This is a genomic window from Amycolatopsis sp. MJM2582 (genome assembly GCF_000754115.1).
GTDB classification, from domain to species: Bacteria; Actinomycetota; Actinomycetes; order Mycobacteriales; family Pseudonocardiaceae; genus Amycolatopsis; species Amycolatopsis japonica.
The window spans coordinates 322,960-343,839 of record NZ_JPLW01000005.1; the positions used below are offsets into that span (position 1 = coordinate 322,960).

Genomic DNA, 20,880 nt, shown 5'->3' on the forward strand with positions numbered 1-20,880 from the left:
GTTTCCGCGGCGACGACGGATGGAAACAGCCGCCCTCGAAGCTCACCGGTGAGGTGATCTTCGAGGGAAGGGGCAGCCATGCGGGTATCGGCGGAGGTCGGCACGTGGCTCGCGCGGCGCAGCAGCCGGGCGGGTGACTGGTGGGCGGCGGAGCTGGTCGCCGCCAAACGCGGGACGCGGGTTTCGGTGGTGATCCCGGCTCGCGACGAGGCGGAGACGGTGGGCGCGATCGTCGGCACCATCCGGCGCGAGCTCGTCGAACGGTTCCCCTTGGTGGACGAGATCCTGGTGGTGGACAGCCATTCCACGGACGCGACCGCCGAGGTCGCCGCCGCGGCCGGGGCGGACGTCGTCGCGCAGGACGCGGTGTTCCCGGAACTGGGAAGCCTGACGGGCAAGGGGGAAGCGCTCTGGAAGGGCGTCGCCGAAACCAGCGGGGACCTGGTCGCCTTCGTCGACGGCGACCTCCGTGACTTCACCGCGGACTACGTGACCGGACTGCTCGGGCCGCTGCTGACCGACCCGGCGATCGCCTACGTCAAAGGGTTCTACCACCGTCCGCTCGCCGGGGCGGCGGGCGTCGAACCCGACGGCGGCGGCCGGGTCACCGAACTCGTCGCCCGTCCGCTGCTCAACATGTACTGGCCGGAACTGGCCGGTTTCGTCCAGCCGCTGGCCGGCGAGTACGCGGGACGGCGCGAAGTGCTCGAAGGCATCCCGTTCGTCACGCATTACGGCGTCGAGGTCGGCCACCTGATCGACCTGCTCGAACTGCACGGGCTCGACGCGCTCGCGCAGGTCGACCTCGGCCATCGGACCCACCGACATCAGGGCACCCAGGCACTCGGCCGGATGGCCGCGCAGATCATGCTGACCCTGATGGACCGGCTGGAGCGCGGCGGCCGGGTGATCTCCGCGGCGCCGCCGTCGACGTCGCTCGCCCAGTTCCGGCGCGGCGCGGGGGAGACCGTCGAGCGGGAACTCGTGCTCACCGACGTGACCCTCACCCAGCGGCCGCCGCTGGAGAGCCTCCCGCCGGAGATCCGCCCGGAGAACTCACCCGCGCTGCGCAGGAGCGCTTAATGCTTCCTTGGGCTGCCAGCCCGGCGGGCCGAACACGTAACCGAGTTTGTCCCGCCACGAGCCGGCCGCGCGGACGTCGCGCAGGATCGAGCCGTATTCGTGGAAGCCGACCTTGAGCAGGTTGTAGGAGTCGACGTTCTTGGTCAGCCCGTAGGTCGGGCGTTTGCCCTCCGGCACGAAACTGCCGAACATCCGGTCCCAGATGATCAGGATGCCGCCGTAGTTCGCGTCCAGGTACTCCTGGTCGCTGCCGTGGTGCACCCGATGGTGTGAAGGCGTGTTGAACACGTACTCGAACCAGCGCGGCAGCTTCCGGATCTTCTCGGTGTGCACGAAGAACTGGTAGACGAGGTCGATCGACAGGCCGGTGAGGATCATCCACGGCGGGATGCCCGCGAGGGCGAGGATCGACCAGAACGGCAGCTGGAAGTACGGGGTCCACTTCTGCCGCAACGCCGTCGAGAAGTTGTAGTGCTCGCTCGAATGGTGCACCTGGTGGCCCGCCCACATGAGCCGGACGCGATGGCTCGCGCGGTGGTAGGCGTAGAAGACGATCTCCTGGCCCAGCAGCATCAGGACCCAGGTCCACCAGTCGTGCGGGCTGAACTTCACCGGCGCGAGTTCGTAGAGCGCGGCGAACACGAACAGCATGGCGATGCGGAAGACGCCGTTGATCACCACCGCCACCGCGCCCATGGACATGCTGGTGCGGGTGTCCTTGACGCTGTAGCCGATGACGTTGTCGTCGTGTCCCAGCACGTGCAGCGCGAGGATCTCGATCGCGACGAACAGCAGGAACACCGGCGTCGCCATCAGCACCGGGTCACTCAGATGGGCAAGAAAATCCGCCACCGCACCTCTCCCTGTCCCGCCCCCGGTTATCTGACCATCAGGTAACTTACCCTAGGGTCATTTACCTCAGGGTAAGATAACCGCCGTGACAGAAGCAAGGGCCGTCGGCACGAAGGGGGTGCCCCGCGAGGAGCGGGAGTCCCAGATCGTGCGCGCCGGGACGGAGGAGTTCGGCAAGAACGGGTACGCCGGGGCGTCGATGGTGGAGATCGCCCGCCGCGTCGGCGTCACGAAACCCTTGCTGTACCAGTACTTCGGCTCGAAGGACGGGCTGTACCTCGCCTGCCTGCACCGGGCGGGGGACAGGCTGACCGAAGGCGTCGCCGAGACGATGGCGGAGGAGGGTGAGCCGCCGGAACGGATGCCGCTCGCGGTGCTCTCGGCCATCTTCGAGACGTTCGACAACGACCGGTACGCCTGGAAGCTGCTACGCGACCCGACGGTGCCCTCGACCGGTGAGATCGCCGGTGTCGCGGTCGACTACCGCTACCGGCTCGACGGCTTCGCGCTGGTCGGCGCCGCTCAGCTGATGCACTCGCGCGGGCTGGACGACGACCGCGACATCGAGGCGATCGCCCAGGTCTGGACCGGCGTGGTCGACTCCCTGATCAGCTGGTGGATCGACCAGCCGGATCAGGACGCCGCGGCGATGACCGAGCGCTGCTCGCGGATCATGCGGAACCTGTTCGGCTGGTGAGCGAGGCGGCCGCGGCCTCGCAGTCGGCGAAGGCGAGCGGCGGTCGATCGGCCAGCGGGAACCAGGCGTACTCGGAATTCTCGTCCGACAGCACGATTTCCGCGTCCTCGGGGAGCTCGCAGACGAAGGCGAGGCCGATCGTCTTCAGGCCGGTGTCGCCGTAGACCGACGGATACGTCCCGGCGAAGCGGAGGTTCCGGAGTTCGCAGCCGATCTCCTCCAGCCCTTCGCGGACGAGGTTCTCCTCGGCGGTTTCGGCGCCGGAGAGGAAACCGCCGACGGTGTCCCAAGCGCCCTCGCGCGGCTCGTGTGCCCGGCGCAGCAACAGGATCCGGTCGCCGTCGAGGATGAGACCGACCGTGGTCGGCAAGGGGTTGTCGTATTTGGTGAAGCCGCAGGCGGGGCAGAGGACGTGCGTGTCCTCGCCGGCGCCGTCGAGTCTCGTCCGGTCCCCGCAGCGCGGGCAGAACGTCCAGTCCTTCACCGGCCGGAGCTTAGCGGCCGGTGAAGGACCGGACATCAGGAAATCACGAGCAACGCCAGTACGACGGCTCGGGCAAACCGGTCGGCGTGGCGATGATCGTGCCGTCCGCGGTCAGGGCGGCATCCGCACCGAAGGGATGTGGTTCGTCCGAGAAACCCGGCCTGGGGCCGGTGATCGTCGCCTCGTCCGCCCCGTTCCGCCACACGGTCGCCGAACCTTCCGCGTGCGTGCCGCGGAACCCGAGCACGAGCCCGCTCGAGTTGGCCGCCTTCGCCGTCGCGCCGGGGATGGTCGAGAGCACGTCGCCCGCGGAGTTCCACACCACGGCCGTGCGCCCGCCCGCCGAGTCGAAGCCGTGGCCGGCGACCACGCCTTCGTCGAACTGCGACGCGACGATCCCGGTGAGACCGGCGGGCGAACGGAGCCTGCCCTGACTGCCGTCGGCGTGGTAGATCTCGCCGGTCGAGGCCACCACCCGCCCCGTTTCGTCGATCCCGACCGGGAATCCGTCCCCGAGGATCCGGTACCCGGCCCCACCCGCGGGCCAGAAGACGATCCGGGTCTCGCCAGCGACCTCGACGAAACCGGTGATGTCGCCGCGATCGTTGAGGCGGGTGGCGTACGTGTGCCCGGTCTCCGGTGCCGGAAGCCAGCGGTAGAACCTCTGGTAGACGTACGGAGCGGACTCGCGCCCGTCACCGACCTTCGCCCCGACGACCACTCCGTTCCGGTTGATGTCCCGTGTGTGGTTCCACGCGCCGTCGGCGAAGCGCAGCATGATCCGGGGCTGACCGTTGTGCCAGATGATCCCCTCGCTGGGTTCGGAATGGTCGCTGCCGTTCCCGACGATCCACTCCGTCCCCGCGGATCCGTCGATGTAGGCGTAGTCGATCCTGGAGGGCATCTTCAGTTTGGTCTGCCGCCAAGAACAATCACCGGCTTCGTGCGCCGGTGCGGCCTGCGCCGCCCCGGCGCCGCACACGGTCATGACGAGGGCGGCGGCCAGCGCGGCACCCCTGCGGAGGACCGTCATGGTCAGAACCACCACTGGTTCTTGGCGCCCGCCACGAAGTCCCACAGCTGCACGACTCCGCCGTCACGGCCCGCGGTGCCGAGGTCGGCGTCGAGGTACCGGCCGCTGCGCACATTCTGCAGGCGCAGGTAGCCCTCGGGGTTCTCGGTGACCGTGAACCACTGGTTCGAACCACCCGCCATGTAGTCCCACAGCTGGATCTTGGTGCCGTTGCGGTTGATGGTGCCGAGATCGGCATCCAGGTACCGGCCGCTGTGGGCGTTCTGGAAGCGGTAGTGCCCCTCCGGGATCTGGGTCACGTACCAGGCCTGGTTGGCCGGGATGGTGTTGTCCGGGTTGACGATGCAGGTCCACAGCTGGACCTTGGTGCCGTTGCCGTTGATGGTGCCCAGATCCGCGTCCAGGCAACGGCTTTCGTCGGACGCCGGGCCGATCAGGTACACGTCCTGCTGGGCGGCGATGCCCACGCCGTGGATCTTGGCGGGACGAAGCTTCAGCTGACCGAGATCGACGCGCTCGTCCGCCTGGGCGGCGGGCGCGCCGAGCAGTGCCGAGAATCCGGCGAGAACGGCCACGGACACGACGAATCGCTTGAGATTACGCAATTTTCTCCCCAGTTCGCCGCAGGCGTCTTCACTGGGCCCCGACCAGGACGACCTGCTGACCATGATCCTGCCGGTTCGGCTCACATCCCGTCAACGTGGTTGTTCTTCACGAAAACGCCACCCCGCCGGGAAATCCCGGACGGGGTGGCGTTCCTCCAGTCACACTGGATACGGTCGGGGTGCCCGGCGCCGCTCCGGACACCCCGGCCGTGCTCAGGACGCGGCGCTGGATTTGCCGCGCAGCTTGACGTTGGCCGTCGAAGCGTTCTTGATGGCCGTTTCGATCTGCGCCATCGTCGAGGACGAGGACAAGCCCGGAACCGTCGCCGACTTCAGCGCGTAGAGCGTGAACGTGTAGGGATGGCTGGAGCCGCCGGGGCAGGGGCCGAAGTACTTCTGCGAGTTCGCCCCGCTGCCCATGGCCTTCTGCTTGGCGCCGTTCTGGTTCGGGACCGTGAAGCCCGAGCCCAGTCCTTCCGGCAGCGAAGCCGCGGAGGCCGGGATGTCCCAGATCGCCCAGTGCAGTTTGTTGCCGTTGTTGGCCACGTCGGCGAAGACGATCGCGTACCCCTTGGCGCCCGTCGTCCCGGCGCTCCACGCCAGCGGCGGCGAGGTGTCCTGTCCCGCGGTGCCGTCACCGGCGCAGGTGAACTTGTCCGGGATGGTCGCGTTGTCGGCGAACGCGGAACTGGTCAGCTTGAACGCTCCCGGCTGCGAGCCGCCGGGGAACTTCAGCCGCACCACCACGTTGTCGAGCACGCTCGGCGTGCCGCCGTTCTTGTCCGCGTTGGTCGAGGTGACCCACAGCCCGCCGTCCGGTGTCTTGGTGACCGAGCGGAGCCTGCCCCAGCGGCCGGAGAACAGCGACTGCACCGGACCGACGCCGTTGCCCGCCGCGTTGATCTGCGTGGCGAAGAGCTGCGCGCTGGTGACCGCCGCGACGTAGATCCAGTCGTTGACGATCTCGATCCCGCTCGGCCCGCCGGAACTGGTCGGCCACGTCTTCTTCGGCGCGACCGTGCCGCCGCAGGATCCTTCGGTGCCTTCGCACTGGGGCCAGCCGAAGTTGCCGCCCTTCTGGATCAGGTTGAGCTCGTCGAGCTTGCCGTCGCCGAATTCCGACGCCCACAGCTGACCGCGCGAATCCCAGGCCAGGCCCTGCGGGTTGCGGTGCCCGAAGCTCCAGACGTAGCGGGCGTTGCCACCGGTGGAGAAGAACGGATTGTCGCTCGGCGCCGAACCGTCGGGGTTGACCCGCAGGATCTTCCCGTTGAGCGAGCCCTTGTTCTGCGCGGTGTCCTTGTTCTGCCCGTCGCCGACGGTGGCGTAGAGCTTGCCGTCCGGACCGAACCGCAGCCGTCCGCCGTTGTGGTAACGGTTCTTGGCGATCCCGGTGAGCACCGGCGTCGACGACGAAGACAGCTTTCCGTTGTCGTAGGTCATCTTCACGATCCGGTTGTCGCCGGATGCGGTGTGGTACAGGTAGATCGCGTGATCGGTGGCGTAGTTCGGCGAGATCGCGATGCCGAGCAGGCCGCCCTCGCCGTTGGTGCCGACCGCGCCGGGGACCTTGCCGACCGTCGTCTTCTCGCCCGACGGCGTGATCCGCAGGATCTCGAACCGGTCCCGTTCGGTCGCCAGCGCCGTGCCGTCCGGCAGGAAGTCGACGGACCAGGCGAGATCCGCCTTCGTGATGTCCTTGTCGTACTCGGGAATCCCGCCGCCCGTGGCGCCGCTCGTCTTCGCGGTCAGCGCGTCGCTCGCGGCCGAAACGTTGCCGTCGAGGTCGCGGGCCTTCACCGTGAACGTGTACGACGTGTTCGCCGTCAGGCCGGTGACCGTGGCTTCGAGAGACGGTGTCGTCGCGACCTTCGTGGTGCCCTGGTACACGTCGTAACCGGCGATGGTGCCGCTGTCGTCCGTGGAAGCGTTCCACGCCAACGAGACGCTGTTCGCGGTCACCGACGTCGAGCGCAGGTTCCCCGGCACTGTCGGGGGTGTGGTGTCTCCGCTGGACGGCGTGGTGAACTGGACGACATTGCTTTGCTGCGAAGGGTTCCCGGCCGCGTCGAAGGCGCCGACCGAGATGTCGTAGGCCGTGTTCGGCTGCAGGTTGTCGACGGTCGTGGTGAGCGTGTTCCCGTCGACGGACTTGAGGACGTTGCCACCGCGCATCACGTCGTAGCGGACCACGCCGACGTTGTCGGTCGCGGCTTCCCAGGTGAACGTGGCGCTGCGGGCCTTGACGTCCTTGGCGGCCAGGTTCTTCGGCGGCGTCGGCGCCTCGGCGTCGGTCGCTCCGCTCGCGGTGAGCTTGTCCGCGTTGGGGCCGCCGTTCGCGGTGGTGGCGGTGGTGCGGATCTTGTTGGCCCCGGCGGCCAGCGCGACGTCCTTCGTGACCGTCTTCCAGGTGGTCCACGCGCCGGTGCCGGGGAACGACAGCGTCCCGGCCGCGGTGCCGTTGACGCTGAGGGAAACCGGCCGGTCGATCGTGGTTCCGTTGGCGTAGCGGAAGGTCAGCGTCTGGGTTCCGGCCTGCGCGGCGTTCACCGTGTACTCGACGTAGCTGCCGACGACGTTGTCGAAGTTCACGAACCCGGTGCCGGAGTAGCCCGCGTGGTTCTTTTCGACGGCGCCTTGGGAGATCGTGGCGGCTTCGGATTCGTGATCGGTCGGTGCCGCGCCGGCGGACGGAGCCGGCAGGACGGCGACGGTCATCGCCGTCGCGGCGGCACACGTGAGCAGCGCGCGCCACGGTGGTCGGGGTGCCACTGGAGCCTCCATACGTGAAGTTCGGGGGTCGGGAGGTACAACGGCGGACCGGGCGGGGCCCGGCGGGGAAGGCGGAGTTTTAGTTAGGAAACTTTCCTATCTATGGTTCAGATCACACACCAGTGGGTGCTTCGTGTCAATACTTGACCAACATCAACACGGAGGGTGACCCCCTTAAACGCATTTAGTCCTCTGGATGCGGTACTTGCACGCGCAAGGACCGCATCCAGAGGACTAAATGCGAGAGGGGAAGGGGTCAGCCGGCGATGTCGGCGCGGGCGATCACCTTCGTGATCCGCGCGCGTACCAAGGACTCCTCCGGTACGGCGTTGCGCTTGCCGTAGGCCTCGGCCTTGTCCTCACCCATGTACCGGCCACCGAGCCTGGTCGCCCATTCGAGCATCTCGCCGAGGTCGTGGTGCAACACGGCTTCGGCGGTGAACTGCACGTACGAGTACGGCGGCTTCTGGTCGTCGACGGCGAGGGAAAGCCGCGGGTCGCGCCGCAGCGCCTTGCCCTTGAGCGTGTCCGTGCCGGTGGTGAAGATCAGTTCGTCCCCGTCCGGCCCCTCGTTCAGCAGGAACCACACCGGCGTCACGATCGCCGCCCCGTTGGCGCGGACCAGACCGAGCATGCCCGTCCGCGTGCCTTCGCTCGCGAAGGCCCACCATTCGTCCCTGTTCATTTCACGCATGACCCGACGCTACTGGGACACCCCGGCGGTGAGCAGCCCCGGTCACCCGCGGGTGGTGCCGCCCGGACCCCCGGCCGCCGGGCGGCACCCCGCCCCGGCTAGCGGCAGGCGAGCCGGGTGATCTTGACGACCTCGTCGTCGTGGATGCGGTGCCAGGTGCCCGACGCGTACGCGGCGCCGCCGTCGTAGTCCTCGCCACCCCACCGGTTGACGATCGTGCGCAGATGCGCGGTGCAGCCGACCGGGATACGCACGCCGTCGATGTCCCGGTTCGGCCCGGTCCGCCCGCCGGCACTGAGCGGCAGGAGATCGGTGTAGTTCCGGCCGTCGAAGTTCCCGGCCACCGTGACGACGCGCGGAGTGTCGTTGAAGACCCCGCCGCACCAGTGCACGACCGGTGTGCAGTTGCCCTCTTCCGCCGCGGAAGCCGGTGTGCAGGCCACACCCGAGACGAGCAAGGCGGCGGCCGCGGCCACCGGAACGAGTGAACGTTTCATGGTGAATTCCTCCCTGATCGGTCGTCCGACACGTCCACGACAGCAGCATCGCGTGGCTCTGACCAGGGAAAACGATGTCGCGGTATGTCGCGGTTCGTCCCGCGACACCGTGACCGGGTGCGACACAATGGCGATGGGGAGGGGGGACCATGTCCACTGCGAAGGACTTCGGCGCGCAATTGCGCGAGGTGCGCGGAAGGCTCACTCAGGAATGCGTCGCCAAACGCTCTTTGCTCGGCCAGGACGCGCTGACCCGGCAACGGGTGTCCAACATCGAGAACGGTCTGCTGCCGACGGCGGGGCAGTTGCGCTGCTATCTGCACGGCTGCGGGAAGCCCGAACTGTTCGAGCGCTTCGACCGGATCCGGGGCGAGGTGAAAACGAGCCCGCCCGCCAGACCGTGGCGAAGACGCGTGCTCCGGGTGGGCTCGGCGGTGGCCGCCGGGCTCGCCGCCACCGCCGTGGTGCTCGTCCTGGCTTCGGATCATTCCGGCTCGGCTCCGGCGGCCACGGTCGTCCCGGACTGCGCGGAAGGTTTCCTTTGTTTCTGGCCCGAACCCGGCTACGGCGGGGCCAAGGTGCAGCTGCCGCCGGATTGGGCGAGTGACGGACGCCAGTGCACCGCGTTGCCGTTCCCGGCGAGGTCGATGGTGAACCGCAGCGCGGAGCGGCACTGGGGCTACGCCGGACGGGACTGCGCGGGCGGGGACCGGACGATTCTGCAGCATCGAGGCGGCGCCGAAACCTCGATCCTGATCCAGTCCTACGTCCACACCTGAGCTCCACCCGGTCACCCGTGCGGGGTGAAGGGGACGGCGACTAGCCTGGCCTGCTGTGCGAGACGACGAGCTGACCGGGATGGGGCTGGCCGACGAGGGGCTGACGCGCCGCCTCAAGGCGCTGGCCTGCACAGCGCCCTTGCACGACCTCGACGCGCGCAAGTCGAAGCTGGACTGGGCGGACGCCACGATCTACCAGATGGCGGAGATCGCCCTGCACACGATCGACCAGGTCACCGTGTCGATGGACTTCGACACCGGCGCCGACCACGATCAGGTGATCGCGCGCCTGCTGCCGTTCGTGGCGCTCCAGGCACCCGGCCGGACGCCGGACGAACACGCCAAGGTCGCCCGGTGGGTGCTCGACAACCTGATCAACGTCGGCACCACCGATCGCGGGTTCCGCCGCGTCTACGGCTCCATCGGCCCCGGTGGCGGGTATCAGCGCCGCCAGTTCGACTTCAAACTGCTCGTCGAGCTGGCCGCGCCCGACGGCGAGGTCTACCTGCGCGCCACCGACGAGGCGATCAACGTGCTCGTCGGCGCGCTGGACACCGACGTCGAGTCCGCGCAGATCGCGGCCGAGGTCAAACTGGAGAACCTGATCAACCGCGGCCGCCTCGCCGACGCGAAGCTCGCCGCCGAACAGGCCCGCTACCGGACGGTCCAGTACGGCGAGACGTTGCGCGCCAAACTCGACGCCACCCGCCGCGACGTGCGCGCGGTCGACTGGGAGCGCGAGGTCCCGGATCTGCTGGATCAGGCGCTGTCCCATATCGAGTCCCGGTTCCGCGCCGAGAACGCGATCCTCAAGAACATCACCGCGTCACGGGACGAGACCGAGGACCTCGACCGCAAACGCCGCGCCGCGGAACTCGTCGACATCGTCGGCGACTGCATCCGCCGCCACACGCGGCTCCAGTCCCGGCTCGCCGACGCGGGCGCGGTGTTCCGGGCCGAGCAGGACCGCCAGCAGTTCTCCGGGCCGCCGCAGCGCGCCACGATCGACCTGTTCGGCCAGCTCCTGATGCCGACGCTGGGCCTGCCGATCGCCCAGGCCGTCGCGCCTGCCGAGTCGTTCTTCCACGCCGGTGCCGGGATCTCGCCGCCGACCGTGCCGTCGCTGTCCTCGCTGGTGTCGCTGCTACTGCGGCCCGCCCCCGAACGCGATCAGCTCGTCGGCGAGATCCCCGAGCCCGAGCTGATGCCCGCCGACGTCACCGACAAGTTCGGCGACGAGCAGTGGCGCCTCGCCGACGACCTGCTCGACCTGCCCGAGGTGCCGCGACGGCTGTCCGGGCTGCTCGAAGAGGCACGCCGGATCGATCCCGCGTTGCCCGCCCTGGTCGCCCTGCGGGCGGTGCACGCCTACAGTCCCGAGGTCGGCGCGGCGCTCCGGCAGGGGGAGCGTCAGGTGCTGCTGGCCGTGGACGACGGCACGCTGCTCGAAGATCCCGAGTTCGGCGGAGCGGACCTGCTGCTCTCGTCGGCCACGGTCGATCGACACGAAGAAGAAGAGGAGGAGGTCGCGTGACGACCAACGGGGACGTCGAATCCGCGGCCCGGCTCGTCTCGTTCGGCATGCGCCCGAAGCAGCTGCCGTCGCGGGACGTCGTGTACGGCGACCTGGTCCGGCGCTACGGCGAGGACAGGGCGTTCAAACAGCTCACGCACGCGGTCGCGGCCGGGCTGGGGCTGATGGTGCTGGAGGTCAACCTCCAGGCCGGTGCGGTGCTGGCGGCGACCGACGAGTCCGTCTTCGAGATCAAGATGGACAGCTACGCGCGGCAGAGCAAGATCCGCGAACGCCGCGAGACCGAGAAGGTCCTGCACGGGCTCGTCCATCTGGCCACCGCCGCGCTCGGCTACCCGCGTCCGGACGACCTCGCCAACGACACCTACATCGGCCGCGTCAGTGTCGAGCAGGTGGACGCGATGGTGCGTGAGGCCTGCCGGATCCTCGACGAGCGCGCGGCGCAGGCCGAAGCGAACAACGACCCGCTGGCCGACGCGCCCGAACTCGAACAGGCGTGGCGCGCCTACGCCCGGCGTCCGGCGGCCGCAGCGACCAAGGACGGCAGGCTGTCGTCGGACACCACACGCGGCATGGTCGCGCGGGCCCTGCGGTTCCTCGCCGATCAAGGCTTTCTGGTCCAGGTCAGCGGAGAACAGGGCGGGACCTACCGGACGACACCGCGCTACCAGGTGCAGGTGCGGGAACTCGCCGCCGACGCGGCCTTCGACGATCTGCTCGAGCTGAACGTGGTGTCGGTGGCCAACGGCGGCGGAACGTTGCGCGCGGCCGCGTCGGACACGCTTTAACCAAGGGGAGTCGATGTACGAGCTTTCGCGGGTTCGCCTGCACTCGGTGGGCCCGGCGGGCGCGCGGTACCAGGACGTCGTGCTGGACTTCAGCGGCGTCGGCGCCGCCATCACCGCACCCAAACAGGACGCGTTGTTCAGCGCCGGGATCCACCTGGCAGGGGAGGGGCCGCCGCGGCGCCCGTCGCCGGCGAGCGTGCTGTTCCTGGAGAACGGCGGCGGTAAATCCGTCCTGATCAAGCTGATCTTCTCGGTCATGCTGCCCGGCCGCCGTCAGGTCGTCGGCACGACGAACACCAAGGTGCTGGAGAAGTTCGTCGCCGCCAAGGACGTTTCGCACGTCGTGCTGGAGTGGCTGCAGGTCGAGACCGGCCACCGGGTGATCACCGGCAAGGTCTCGGAATGGCGCGGGCACGTGGTGTCGGCCGACTCGGAGAACCTCGTCGATTCCTGGTACTGCTTCCGGCCGACGCCCTCGCTCGATCTGGACTCGCTGCCGCTGACGTCGGACGGCAGGCTGCTGACGATGTCCGGTTTCCACGACCAGCTCGACAAGGTGCACGGCGGCGAGCCGGAACTGGAGCTGTTCTGGACCCGGCGGCACCACGAATGGACGTCGCGGCTCGACGGTCTCGGCCTCGACACCGAGCTTTTCCGGTACCAGCGCGCGATGAACGCCGGTGAGGGCGAGGCGGCGGACGCCTTCGCCTTCAGCACCGACGAGGCTTTCGTCGAGTTCCTGTTGCGCGCGGTGCTTTCGGAGGAGGAGCCGAAGGATCTCGCCGAGGTCGTCGCGACCTACGCGCACAACCTCGCCCAGCGCGGGAATCTGTTGTCGGAGCGGGACTTCGTCGCGGGCGCGCTCGACCTGCTCACGCCGCTGGCGGAGGAGGAAGGCGTCGCCGCCGCGTCGCGGAAGCTCGCCGACGCGGCCCGCGCCGAGATGCGGACGCTGGCCGGTCAGGTCGCCGCCCGCGACAAGCTGGAGAACGAGCGGCTGAGCGGGCTCGAACAGCACGTCGACGAGGTGAAATCCGCGGAGAAGCTCGCTGAGGGCGACCACCGCCGTCTCACCGCCGGGGTCACCGAACTCCGCCGCCTGGTCGGGAAACTGCGGCTCGACGAGGCGCAGGAGAGCAAGAAGCGGATCGACGGCGAACTGGCCGAGGCCAAGACCGCGGCCGAGGCCTGGCGTGAATGCGCCACCGTGCTCAACCACCTCAACGCCGCCCGCAAGGCCCGCGATTTCCGGGAACTGGTGGGGAATCGCGAGCAGAAGGCGCAGCCGGCGCTGCAGGCGCGCAACGCCGCCGCGGGCGCGCTCGCCAGGGGACTGCTGGGGCTGGCCAAGAACGCCACCGAGCAGGCGGCGAAGGCCGAAGCCCATGTGGCCGCCCTGCGGGCCGAAGCGGAGAAGGCGCAGGCGGAACGCGACGAGTCGGCGAACCTCGCGGCGTCGCGCCGGGCGGAGGCTCGCGGGCTGGGGGCGCGGATCGCCGAAATCCGGGAGGAGATCGCGGAAGCCGTCCGCTCCGGCGTGCTCAAGGCCGGGGCGGACGTCGCCGAAGCGGCGCGCGCGGCCAGGGCCGAGGCCGAGACGGCCGCCGCGGAACTCGTCCGCCGGGAACAGGAACTCGAACGTGTCGCCGAAGACCTGCGTGCCGCGCAGGCCACGGTCAACGACGCGCACCGGCTCGCGGGGTCCACAAAGGACCGATTGGAACGCGCGGCCGAGGAACTCGACCGCGCCAACCGGCGCACCGACGCGCTCGCCGTCGAACCGCGGCTGAGCGAACTCCTCGGTGCGGACGACGTCGCGCTGGAGACGGATCTCCCGGTGCTGCTGGAACGTCTGCGCGAGGCGGGTTCGGCCGCGGAGAAGGAACAGACCGCGCTGCGGATGGAGGAATCCGTCGACGAGCGCGCGCTGAACGCGCTCGGGTCCGGCGGCCTCCTGCCCGCTCCCGAAGACGTCCAGGCCGCGCTCGGCGCGCTGGAGGCCGCCGGGATGAACGCGTGGTCCGGCTGGCGCTATCTGTCCACTTTGGACAAGAAGCGGCGGGCGGCCGTGCTGGCCCGCGCCCCCCAGCTGGTCTCGGGGATCCTGCTGAACGAACCGGAACAGGTGCGGCTCGCCGAAAAGGTCCTGGCGGAGCGGCGGCTGCTGCCCAGCACGATCATCCCCGTCGCCACGACCGAGGCCACCACGACCGACCGGCTGCCGGGTGAGGCCGGGATCGAGTTCCTCGTGCCGCCCAATCCGGCGATGTACGACGAGGAGGCCGCCGACGCCGAGCGTGAGGCCATCGCGCTCCGGCATGCGGAACGTCAGCGCCGGCTGGAGGCATTGGCGACGTCGCTGGCCGACGACAGCGCGCTGTCGTGGAAGCTCAAGACCTGGCGTGAGGACTACCCGCCCGGCAGCATCGCGACGCTCGCCGAGCAGCTCCAGAACGCGCGCACCGCGCACGAGACCGCTCGGACCGCCTTGGAGCAGGCCGAAAAGGAGTTCCAGCGGCTCGGTGAGAAGGCGGCCGGGCTGCGGGAGCGGATCCCCGAGCTGCGCTCGATCTCGGCCGAGGCGGGGGAGCGCGTTCGTGGGCTGGAAGCACTCGCCACGCGTGCCGCGAAGATCCCGGAGTGGACCGACGACGTCGAACGTGCCACCGAGATCGCCGAGCGGGCCGAGGCCACGGCGTCCGAAGCCGCGGTGAAGGCTTCCCGGCTGCGCGAGCAGGCGGGCGAGGAACAGCGCACCGCCGACGGGCACCGGCGCACGGCGACGACCGCGAAGGCGGAACTGGCCGAGGTGCCGGGATCGAGCGACGTCACCGAAGACGACTCCGTACCCGCCGAACCGGTGGACGCGTTGCGGCGTACCTTCGCGTCGGCCTCCGAGGCGTACGCGAAGGTGGAGGTCGGCAGCGATCTCCGTGCCGAGCTCGACCAGGCCGAGAGCGTCGAGGCGTCCGCGCGGGCGGCACTGGAGGCGTTGGACGACGCCGTCCGTGAGCGGGCTTCCGCGCTGCTGGAGACGCCGGACGGCTCTGACGCTTCGGCGCGGGCCGCGGCGCAGGCGCGGGCGAACCGGGCCGTCGCGGTGCTGGAGGAGGAGCGCACCGAGATCGTCGGGCTCGTCGCGACCCGCAAGGCGGAACTGGGCCAGCTGCCGGAACAGCCGTCTGCGCTCGCCCTCGACGCGCGGCCGAAGGACATCGAGCACGGCCTGGAGCTGATCGACGAAGCCGGGCTCGAAGTGTCCGCCGCCGCGCGGAAATGGGAGGAACTGCAGGAGCGCCGCGCCGCGGCCGAAGCGACACTGGAGTCCGCGAAGACGTCCGCGTCCGGCTTCGGTCTCCTGGCCGAATCGATGGCGCATCTGTTGTCCAAAGAGGACGAAGAAGCGCCGTTCGAAGGCGACGTCGAATCCGCGCGCGCCAAGCACTCCCGGCTCAACACGGCGCTCACCGAGGCGCAGGACGCGGCCGACGCGGGTGACCGCCGGGTGCGGGCGGCGGCCGACCAGCTGGCGCAGTACGCCACGGACAAGCGGTTCGAAAAGCTCAGCACACCGGTGCGGCAGCAGGTGATCTCGGTCCGCCGCGACCAGCTGCCCGCCCACGCCGCGGAATGGGCGGAGGCGCTGCGTCCCCGGTTGCGCACGCTCACCGACGATCTCGCGCAGATCGACCGGCACCGCGGCGGCATCATCACCCGCCTGCAGGGCATGGTCGACGGCGCGCTGCGCACACTCCGTGCGGCGCAACGGGTCTCACGGCTGCCCGACGGTCTCGGCGACTGGTCGGGTCAGGAGTTCCTGCGGATCCGCTTCACCGAACTCGAGGAGAACGTGCTCGCCGAGAAGCTGGGCGAGGTCGTCGACGAGGCCGCGGTGGGCAAGACCTCCGACGGCCGCGACGTCAAACGGGACGGGCTTTCGCTCGTGCTGCGCGGCGTGCAGGCCGCCGCTCCCAAGGGGTTCCGGGTCGACATGCTGAAGCCGGACTCGGTGCTGCGGACCGAACGGCAGCGGGTCTCCGAGATCCGGGACGTGTTCTCCGGCGGGCAGCAGCTGACCGCGGCGATCATCCTGTACTGCACTCTGGCGGCGCTGCGGGCGAACAACCGCGGCAAGGCCCGCAACCGGCATTCCGGCGTGCTGTTCCTCGACAACCCGATCGGCCGCGCGTCGGCGGGCTACCTGCTGGAACTGCAGCGCGCGGTCGCGGAGGCGCTGGGTGTCCAGCTGATCTACACCACCGGCCTGTTCGACGCCGGCGCGCTGAGCGAGTTCCCGCTGATCGTGCGGCTGCGCAACGACGCGGACCTGCGGGCGGGGCGCAAGTACCTGTCCGTCGACGCGACGATCCGGAACGCGACCGACGAACTCGGCGAGCCGGACGGCGTCGCGCGGCTGTCGGCGACGCGGCTGTTCACGCGGCCATCGGAGGAGCCTGAGCAGGAGGAAGAGACGGCGTGACCTGGATGTGGCACACCGTGCCACCCTGCGCTATCCTCGAGTCATGAGCGTTCAGCACGAGATCTCCCAACGTGATCTCCGGAACCGGTCCGGCGAGATCATGGACGCGGTCGAGCACGGGGAAACCTTCACCGTGACCCGTAGCGGTTCGCCCATCGCCCAGCTGGTTCCGCTGTGTCGTCGTCACGCCGTTTCCCGGGAACAGTTCGCCACCGGCTCGGCCAACGCTCCGCTCATCGACCCGGACAGGTTCCGCGCGGACCTCGACGACGCTTTCGAAGGGGAGGCGGAAGATCCCTATGGCCGCTGAGGTCCACGGCCTGCTCGACACGAACATCCTCATCCTCCGGCGGACGATCGACCACGCCCAGCTGCCGGACCTGATGTCGATCAGCACGATCACGCTCGCCGAACTGTCCGCGGGGCCGCATTACGCCACCGATCCGGCCGAGCGGGCCCGGCGTACGGATCTGCTGCAACGGGTGGAGTCCGAATTCGACCCGCTGCCCTTCGGCACCGAGGCGGCCAGGATCTTCGGCCGGGTGTCGGCGTCCGTGCTCGCGATGGGCAGGACACCCCGGCGCCGGGTGGCCGATCTGATGATCGCCAGCGTGGCCATCGCCCACCGGATGCCGCTCTACACGACGAATCCTCAGGATTTCGAAGGCCTGAAGGAACTTCTGGAGGTCGTTCCGGTCACCCGGCCGGCGTGAGGCGCTTCCGCGTCGACGTCCGGTACTGCCCCGGCGCTTGGTCGCGGGCACGCCGGAAAGCCCGGCTGAACGCATACACCGACGTGTAGCCGACCGAGCGCGCGATGGTGTCCACCGTGTCGTCGGTGTCGCGCAGCCGCACCGCGGCCAGGTCCATCCGCCACAGCGTCAGGTAGTCGCCGGGCGTCCGGCCGGTGGTTTCGCGGAACCGGCGGGTCAGCGTGCTGCGTGAGGTCGACAGTTCCGCCGCGAGCAGGTCGGTGGTCCAGGGTTTCGCCGGGTCCTCGTGGATCTTGGCCAGCGCCACGCCGATCAGCGGATCGCCCAGGATGCCGAGCCAGGTTCCCCGCGTCTCGGCGGGTTTCTCGGTCCGCCAAGCGCGGAGCAGCTGAACCAGGAGGATGTCGACGAGCCGGTTGAGGACGAAGTCGGTGGCGATCTGCGGGCTCGCCAGTTCCCGCGACAGCAGCCGCACGGTGTCGTCCAGCCCGTCGCGGCCGCGGTTCGCGCGGATGTGCACCACCTCCGGCAGGGTGGCGAGCACCTGGGTGGACACCGCCGGGTCGTAGTCGTAGGACGCGCCGAGGACATGCGTCTCGACCTCCCCGGAGCCGAGGCGCAGCACGCCGCCGCAGTCGCGCGCCTTCTCCGCCGCCGTGCACAGATTGGGAATGATCGCGACGTCCGGGGCGCTGCGCAGGGTGTGTTCCGGTCCGTTCGGCAGCAGGACGACGTCGCCGGGCATGAGCTGCCGCGGCGGGTGCCCGGCCAGTTCCAGCCAGGCCGTCCCGCAGGTGACCGCGTAGAAGGCGGCGCGGGTGATGCCGTGCCAGAGGATGCCCCACGGCCCGGACGCCTCGATGCGGGCGCCGGCGGTGCCCCGGACACCGCCCACGGCGAGCACTTCGGCCAAAAGGTCCATGACGGCGATGATAATGCGACAGATGGATATGTTCATGGCCATTCTGAGCATCGATGGGATCACTCGGTGCGCCATACGATCAAGGCCATGACAGACACCTTCGACTTCGACAAGATCAACCGAAGCGTGATCGCCGAGTTCCGTGAAACGGGCGGCAAGGCGGGCGGCATGTTCGAGGGCTACCCGCTCGTCCTCGTCCACCACACCGGCGCGAAGTCCGGGACCGAGCGGATCGCGCCGCTCGTCCCGCTCCTCGAGGACGACCGGATCTACATCTTCGCGAGCAAGGGCGGTGCCGACGACAACCCGGCGTGGTTCCACAACCTGGTGGCCAACCCGGACACCAAGGTCGAGCTCGGCACCGAGACCTTCCCGGTACGCGCACGCGTGCTCATCGGCGCCGAGCGCGACGAGGTCTACGCCAGGCAGTCGGCCCTCATGCCGCAGTTCGCCGAGTACCAGAGCAAGACCAGCCGGGTCATCCCGGTGTTCGAGCTGGAGCGCGTCCAGGGGAGCTGAAGCGCCCTTCAGCCGCTTGTGGCCGAAACTGTCGGGCCCCGGTGATAGAACCGATCCGTGACCTCCAAGATCGACATCGCGCAGCGCCGCGCCCGGCTCGCGACGCGTCATCGCCTCACCACGCCCGCCGAGTCGGTGCTCGCCGCCGCGGACGCGGTCGTCGCGCTGCACGCCACGGATCCGGCGTCCGTGCACCTGTCGGCCTGGGCGCGCGTGAAAGGCGACGGCGTCGCCGAAGTGGAGAGCGCGCTCTACGAAGAGCGCACGCTGATCCGGATGCTCGGCATGCGCCGCACGGTGTTCGTCCTCGGGCACGAGAACGCGGCCCTCGTGCAGGCCGCGTGTTCCGCCGACATCGCCAAGAAGCAGCGCCGCCTGCTCGAACAGCACCTCGGCACGCAGGGACATCCGGAGAACGTGCCGGATCCGGCACGCTGGCTGGCCGAGGTCGAGGACGCGACGGAGCGCGCGCTGAAGGCCCGCGGTTCCGCCACGGCGCAGGAGCTTTCCCAGGACGAGCCACGCCTGAAGCAGCGACTCCTGATGGCGAAGGGAAAGCCGTACGAGGCGATCGCCAACGTCACCAGCCGCGTCCTGTTCCAGCTCGCGGTCGACGGCCGCATCGTGCGCGGCCGCCCGCGCGGCAGCTGGATCAGCAGCCAGTACTACTGGGCCCCGATGGCGGACTGGCTGCCACAGGGCCTCGCCGGCTGGGACGCCGACGCGGCCAGGGTCGAGCTGGCCCGAAGGTGGCTCTACGCCTACGGCCCAGCCCCGATCGCGGACCTGCGCTGGTGGACGGGCTGGACGATCGGCCAGACGAAGAAGGCGCTCGCGGAGATTCAGCCGGTCGAGGTCGATCTCGACGGCGTCCCCGGCGTGGTGCTCGCCGACGATCTGGAGCCGGTCGCGGAGCCCGAACCCTGGGTCGCCCTGCTCCCGTCCCTCGACCCGACGGCGATGGGGTGGATCGAGCGCGACTGGTACCTCGGTCCGCACAAGGCGCCATTGTTCGACGGCACCGGCAACATCGGGCCCACCGTCTGGGCCGACGGCCGTATCGTCGGCGGCTGGGCGCAGCGGCCGGACGGCGAGGTCGTCCATCACCTCCTGGAGGACGTGGGCGCGGACGTCGAACGGGCCGTCGAGGCGGAGGCGAACCACCTGGCCGAGTGGTTCGGAGAGGTGCGAGTCACGCCACGGATGCGCACGCCGCTGGAGCGACGGCTAGCACAGTGAAGCTGAGAGTTTTCCCAAGACGTCCTGGTAGCGACGCACTTAATCGATTCTTGACCTGACCCACCGAGTGGTGGAAGTCTCGTCAGGGCAAAGAGGGTCGCCCGAGCACGCACGCTAGGGTTGCGCCCGAGTAAAGGACGTCTTACCGGGGCGATCCCGGACGAGTCTCAAGGGAGTGGCAGCAGTGACGGTTCGCGTAGGTGTCAACGGCTTCGGCCGCATCGGCCGCAACTTCTTCCGGGCCGTGCAGGCCGCCGGTCACGACATCGAGGTGGTCGCGTTCAACGACCTCGGCGACGTCGCCACCATGGCCCACCTGCTGAAGTACGACTCCATCCTCGGCCGCTTCCCGGGCGAGGTCAGCGTCAGCGACGAGGGCATCGTCGTCGACGGCAAGACGATCAAGGCCCTCGCCGAGCGCGACCCGGCCAACCTGCCCTGGGGCGACCTGGGCGTGGACGTCGTCGTCGAGTCGACCGGTTTCTTCACCAACGGCGACGCCGCCAAGGCGCACATCGCCGGTGGCGCCAAGAAGGTCATCATCTCCGCGCCCGCCAAGGGCGAGGACCTGACCGTGGTGCTGGGCGTCAACGACGACAAGTACGACGGTTCGCAGACCATCATCTCGAACGCGTCCTGCACCACCAACTGCCTCGGCCCGCTGGCCAAGGTCCTCAACGACGCCTTCGGCATCGAGCAGGGCCTGATGACCACGATCCACGCGTACACGCAGGACCAGAACCTGCAGGACGCGCCGCACAAGGACCTGCGCCGCGCCCGCGCCGCCGCGCTGTCCATGGTCCCGACCTCGACCGGTGCCGCCAAGGCCATCGGCCTGGTCCTGCCGGAGCTCAACGGCAAGCTCGACGGCTACGCGGTCCGCGTCCCGGTCCCGACCGGTTCGGCCACCGACCTCACCGTCACGCTCGCCAAGAGCGCGACCATCGAGGAGATCAACGCCGCGTACAAGGCCGCCGCCGAGGGCCCCCTGGCCGGCATCCTGCGCTACAGCGACGACCCGATCGTCTCGGCCGACATCGTCACCGACCCGGCCTCCTGCATCTACGACGCGCCGCTGACCAAGGTCATCGGCAACCAGGTCAAGGTCGTCGGCTGGTACGACAACGAGTGGGGCTACTCGAACCGCCTCGCCGACCTCGTCAAGCTCGTCGGCACCAAGCTCTCCTGA

The 20,880-nt window shown here is 69.4% G+C and carries 19 protein-coding genes; 11 read left to right on the forward strand and 8 right to left on the reverse strand.

What is annotated here, in order from left to right; translation table 11 throughout:
- Window positions 1–78: 78 nt before the first annotated feature.
- A complete protein-coding gene (locus ED92_RS29375) occupies window positions 79–1,083 on the forward strand; it encodes a glucosyl-3-phosphoglycerate synthase (RefSeq protein WP_037343984.1) in 1,005 nt (334 codons plus the stop codon).
- Here ED92_RS29375 and ED92_RS29380 read toward each other — a convergent pair.
- On the reverse strand, window positions 1,057–1,935 hold the full coding sequence (locus ED92_RS29380; RefSeq protein WP_037343986.1) for a sterol desaturase family protein: 879 nt from the start codon (window positions 1,933–1,935) through the stop codon (window positions 1,057–1,059). The two genes, ED92_RS29375 and ED92_RS29380, sit on opposite strands and share 27 nt — an antisense overlap.
- Before the next feature lie 85 nt (window positions 1,936–2,020).
- Between ED92_RS29380 and ED92_RS29385 the strand changes: the two genes are divergently transcribed.
- A complete protein-coding gene (locus tag ED92_RS29385) occupies window positions 2,021–2,632 on the forward strand; it encodes a TetR/AcrR family transcriptional regulator (RefSeq protein WP_235213386.1) in 612 nt (203 codons plus the stop codon).
- On the opposite strand, the gene ED92_RS29390 is transcribed toward ED92_RS29385, so the two are convergent.
- The 6 genes from ED92_RS29390 to ED92_RS29415 all read right to left on the reverse strand — a co-directional run bounded on the left by ED92_RS29390 (window position 2,607) and on the right by ED92_RS29415 (window position 8,717).
- Window positions 2,607–3,116, reverse strand: coding sequence for an NUDIX domain-containing protein (locus tag ED92_RS29390; RefSeq protein WP_037344539.1), 510 nt, complete (start codon window positions 3,114–3,116; stop codon window positions 2,607–2,609). The genes ED92_RS29385 and ED92_RS29390 overlap by 26 nt on opposite strands.
- A 43-nt stretch (window positions 3,117–3,159) precedes the next feature.
- Window positions 3,160–4,149, reverse strand: coding sequence for a hypothetical protein (locus ED92_RS29395; RefSeq protein ID WP_037343989.1), 990 nt, complete (start codon window positions 4,147–4,149; stop codon window positions 3,160–3,162).
- A 2-nt stretch (window positions 4,150–4,151) separates the two neighbouring features.
- The gene (locus ED92_RS29400) at window positions 4,152–4,754 is read right to left on the reverse strand and encodes an RICIN domain-containing protein (protein ID WP_037343991.1); all 603 of its coding nucleotides are present in this window, start codon (window positions 4,752–4,754) and stop codon (window positions 4,152–4,154) included.
- Between the two features lie 213 nt (window positions 4,755–4,967).
- On the reverse strand, window positions 4,968–7,472 hold the full coding sequence (locus tag ED92_RS29405; protein WP_152611052.1) for a PQQ-dependent sugar dehydrogenase: 2,505 nt from the start codon (window positions 7,470–7,472) through the stop codon (window positions 4,968–4,970).
- Between the two features lie 310 nt (window positions 7,473–7,782).
- Window positions 7,783–8,220: a PPOX class F420-dependent oxidoreductase gene (locus ED92_RS29410; RefSeq protein ID WP_037343995.1), complete on the reverse strand. Its 438-nt coding sequence runs from the start codon at window positions 8,218–8,220 to the stop codon at window positions 7,783–7,785.
- A gap of 98 nt (window positions 8,221–8,318) precedes the next feature.
- Window positions 8,319–8,717, reverse strand: coding sequence for a hypothetical protein (locus ED92_RS29415; protein WP_037343997.1), 399 nt, complete (start codon window positions 8,715–8,717; stop codon window positions 8,319–8,321).
- A 149-nt stretch (window positions 8,718–8,866) separates the two neighbouring features.
- Here ED92_RS29415 and ED92_RS29420 point away from each other — a divergent pair, with 149 nt between their 5' ends.
- The 6 genes from ED92_RS29420 to ED92_RS29445 all read left to right on the forward strand — a co-directional run bounded on the left by ED92_RS29420 (window position 8,867) and on the right by ED92_RS29445 (window position 17,011).
- A complete protein-coding gene (locus ED92_RS29420) occupies window positions 8,867–9,496 on the forward strand; it encodes a peptidase inhibitor family I36 protein (protein WP_037343999.1) in 630 nt (209 codons plus the stop codon).
- 79 nt (window positions 9,497–9,575) lie between these two features.
- The gene (locus ED92_RS29425) at window positions 9,576–11,030 is read left to right on the forward strand and encodes a hypothetical protein (protein WP_037344001.1); all 1,455 of its coding nucleotides are present in this window, start codon (window positions 9,576–9,578) and stop codon (window positions 11,028–11,030) included.
- A 47-nt stretch (window positions 11,031–11,077) separates the two neighbouring features.
- Complete coding sequence (locus ED92_RS29430) at window positions 11,078–11,818, forward strand: hypothetical protein (RefSeq protein WP_052120950.1); 741 nt, start codon at window positions 11,078–11,080, stop codon at window positions 11,816–11,818.
- 13 nt (window positions 11,819–11,831) lie between these two features.
- Window positions 11,832–16,298, forward strand: a complete 4,467-nt coding sequence (locus tag ED92_RS29435) for a hypothetical protein (RefSeq protein WP_037344004.1) — start codon at window positions 11,832–11,834, stop codon at window positions 16,296–16,298.
- A 43-nt stretch (window positions 16,299–16,341) separates the two neighbouring features.
- On the forward strand, window positions 16,342–16,608 hold the full coding sequence (locus ED92_RS29440; RefSeq protein ID WP_037344006.1) for a type II toxin-antitoxin system Phd/YefM family antitoxin: 267 nt from the start codon (window positions 16,342–16,344) through the stop codon (window positions 16,606–16,608).
- Entirely contained in the window at window positions 16,598–17,011 is a 414-nt protein-coding gene (locus tag ED92_RS29445) for a type II toxin-antitoxin system VapC family toxin (RefSeq protein WP_037344008.1), read from the forward strand. The genes ED92_RS29440 and ED92_RS29445 overlap by 11 nt, the downstream gene beginning before the upstream one ends.
- Here ED92_RS29445 and ED92_RS29450 read toward each other — a convergent pair.
- Complete coding sequence (locus ED92_RS29450) at window positions 16,995–17,933, reverse strand: AraC family transcriptional regulator (RefSeq protein ID WP_037344010.1); 939 nt, start codon at window positions 17,931–17,933, stop codon at window positions 16,995–16,997. The genes ED92_RS29445 and ED92_RS29450 overlap by 17 nt on opposite strands.
- 87 nt (window positions 17,934–18,020) lie before the next feature.
- Between ED92_RS29450 and ED92_RS29455 the strand changes: the two genes are divergently transcribed.
- The 3 genes from ED92_RS29455 to gap all read left to right on the forward strand — a co-directional run bounded on the left by ED92_RS29455 (window position 18,021) and on the right by gap (window position 20,880).
- Window positions 18,021–18,452, forward strand: coding sequence for a nitroreductase family deazaflavin-dependent oxidoreductase (locus ED92_RS29455; protein ID WP_037344012.1), 432 nt, complete (start codon window positions 18,021–18,023; stop codon window positions 18,450–18,452).
- Window positions 18,453–18,509: 57 nt separating this feature from the next.
- Entirely contained in the window at window positions 18,510–19,691 is a 1,182-nt protein-coding gene (locus tag ED92_RS29460; RefSeq protein WP_037344014.1) for a winged helix DNA-binding domain-containing protein, read from the forward strand.
- A gap of 184 nt (window positions 19,692–19,875) precedes the next feature.
- Window positions 19,876–20,880: a type I glyceraldehyde-3-phosphate dehydrogenase gene (gene gap / locus ED92_RS29465; protein ID WP_016333141.1), complete on the forward strand. Its 1,005-nt coding sequence runs from the start codon at window positions 19,876–19,878 to the stop codon at window positions 20,878–20,880.

Excerpts from the sequence above, each read along its gene's own strand:
- ED92_RS29375 (WP_037343984.1), top strand. The coding sequence starts at position 79 with ATGCGGGTATCGGCGGAGGTCGGCACGTGGCTCGCGCGGCGCAGCAGC.
- ED92_RS29395 (WP_037343989.1), bottom strand. The coding sequence starts at position 4,149 with ATGACGGTCCTCCGCAGGGGTGCCGCGCTGGCCGCCGCCCTCGTCATG.
- ED92_RS29420 (WP_037343999.1), top strand. The coding sequence starts at position 8,867 with ATGTCCACTGCGAAGGACTTCGGCGCGCAATTGCGCGAGGTGCGCGGA.
- ED92_RS29415 (WP_037343997.1), bottom strand. The coding sequence starts at position 8,717 with ATGAAACGTTCACTCGTTCCGGTGGCCGCGGCCGCCGCCTTGCTCGTC.
- ED92_RS29435 (WP_037344004.1), top strand. The coding sequence starts at position 11,832 with ATGTACGAGCTTTCGCGGGTTCGCCTGCACTCGGTGGGCCCGGCGGGC.
- ED92_RS29425 (WP_037344001.1), top strand. The coding sequence starts at position 9,576 with ATGGGGCTGGCCGACGAGGGGCTGACGCGCCGCCTCAAGGCGCTGGCC.
- ED92_RS29410 (WP_037343995.1), bottom strand. The coding sequence starts at position 8,220 with ATGCGTGAAATGAACAGGGACGAATGGTGGGCCTTCGCGAGCGAAGGC.
- ED92_RS29450 (WP_037344010.1), bottom strand. The coding sequence starts at position 17,933 with ATGGACCTTTTGGCCGAAGTGCTCGCCGTGGGCGGTGTCCGGGGCACC.
- ED92_RS29430 (WP_052120950.1), top strand. The coding sequence starts at position 11,078 with ATGCGCCCGAAGCAGCTGCCGTCGCGGGACGTCGTGTACGGCGACCTG.
- ED92_RS29440 (WP_037344006.1), top strand. The coding sequence starts at position 16,342 with ATGAGCGTTCAGCACGAGATCTCCCAACGTGATCTCCGGAACCGGTCC.
- ED92_RS29445 (WP_037344008.1), top strand. The coding sequence starts at position 16,598 with ATGGCCGCTGAGGTCCACGGCCTGCTCGACACGAACATCCTCATCCTC.
- ED92_RS29405 (WP_152611052.1), bottom strand. The coding sequence starts at position 7,472 with ATGACCGTCGCCGTCCTGCCGGCTCCGTCCGCCGGCGCGGCACCGACC.
- ED92_RS29455 (WP_037344012.1), top strand. The coding sequence starts at position 18,021 with ATGACAGACACCTTCGACTTCGACAAGATCAACCGAAGCGTGATCGCC.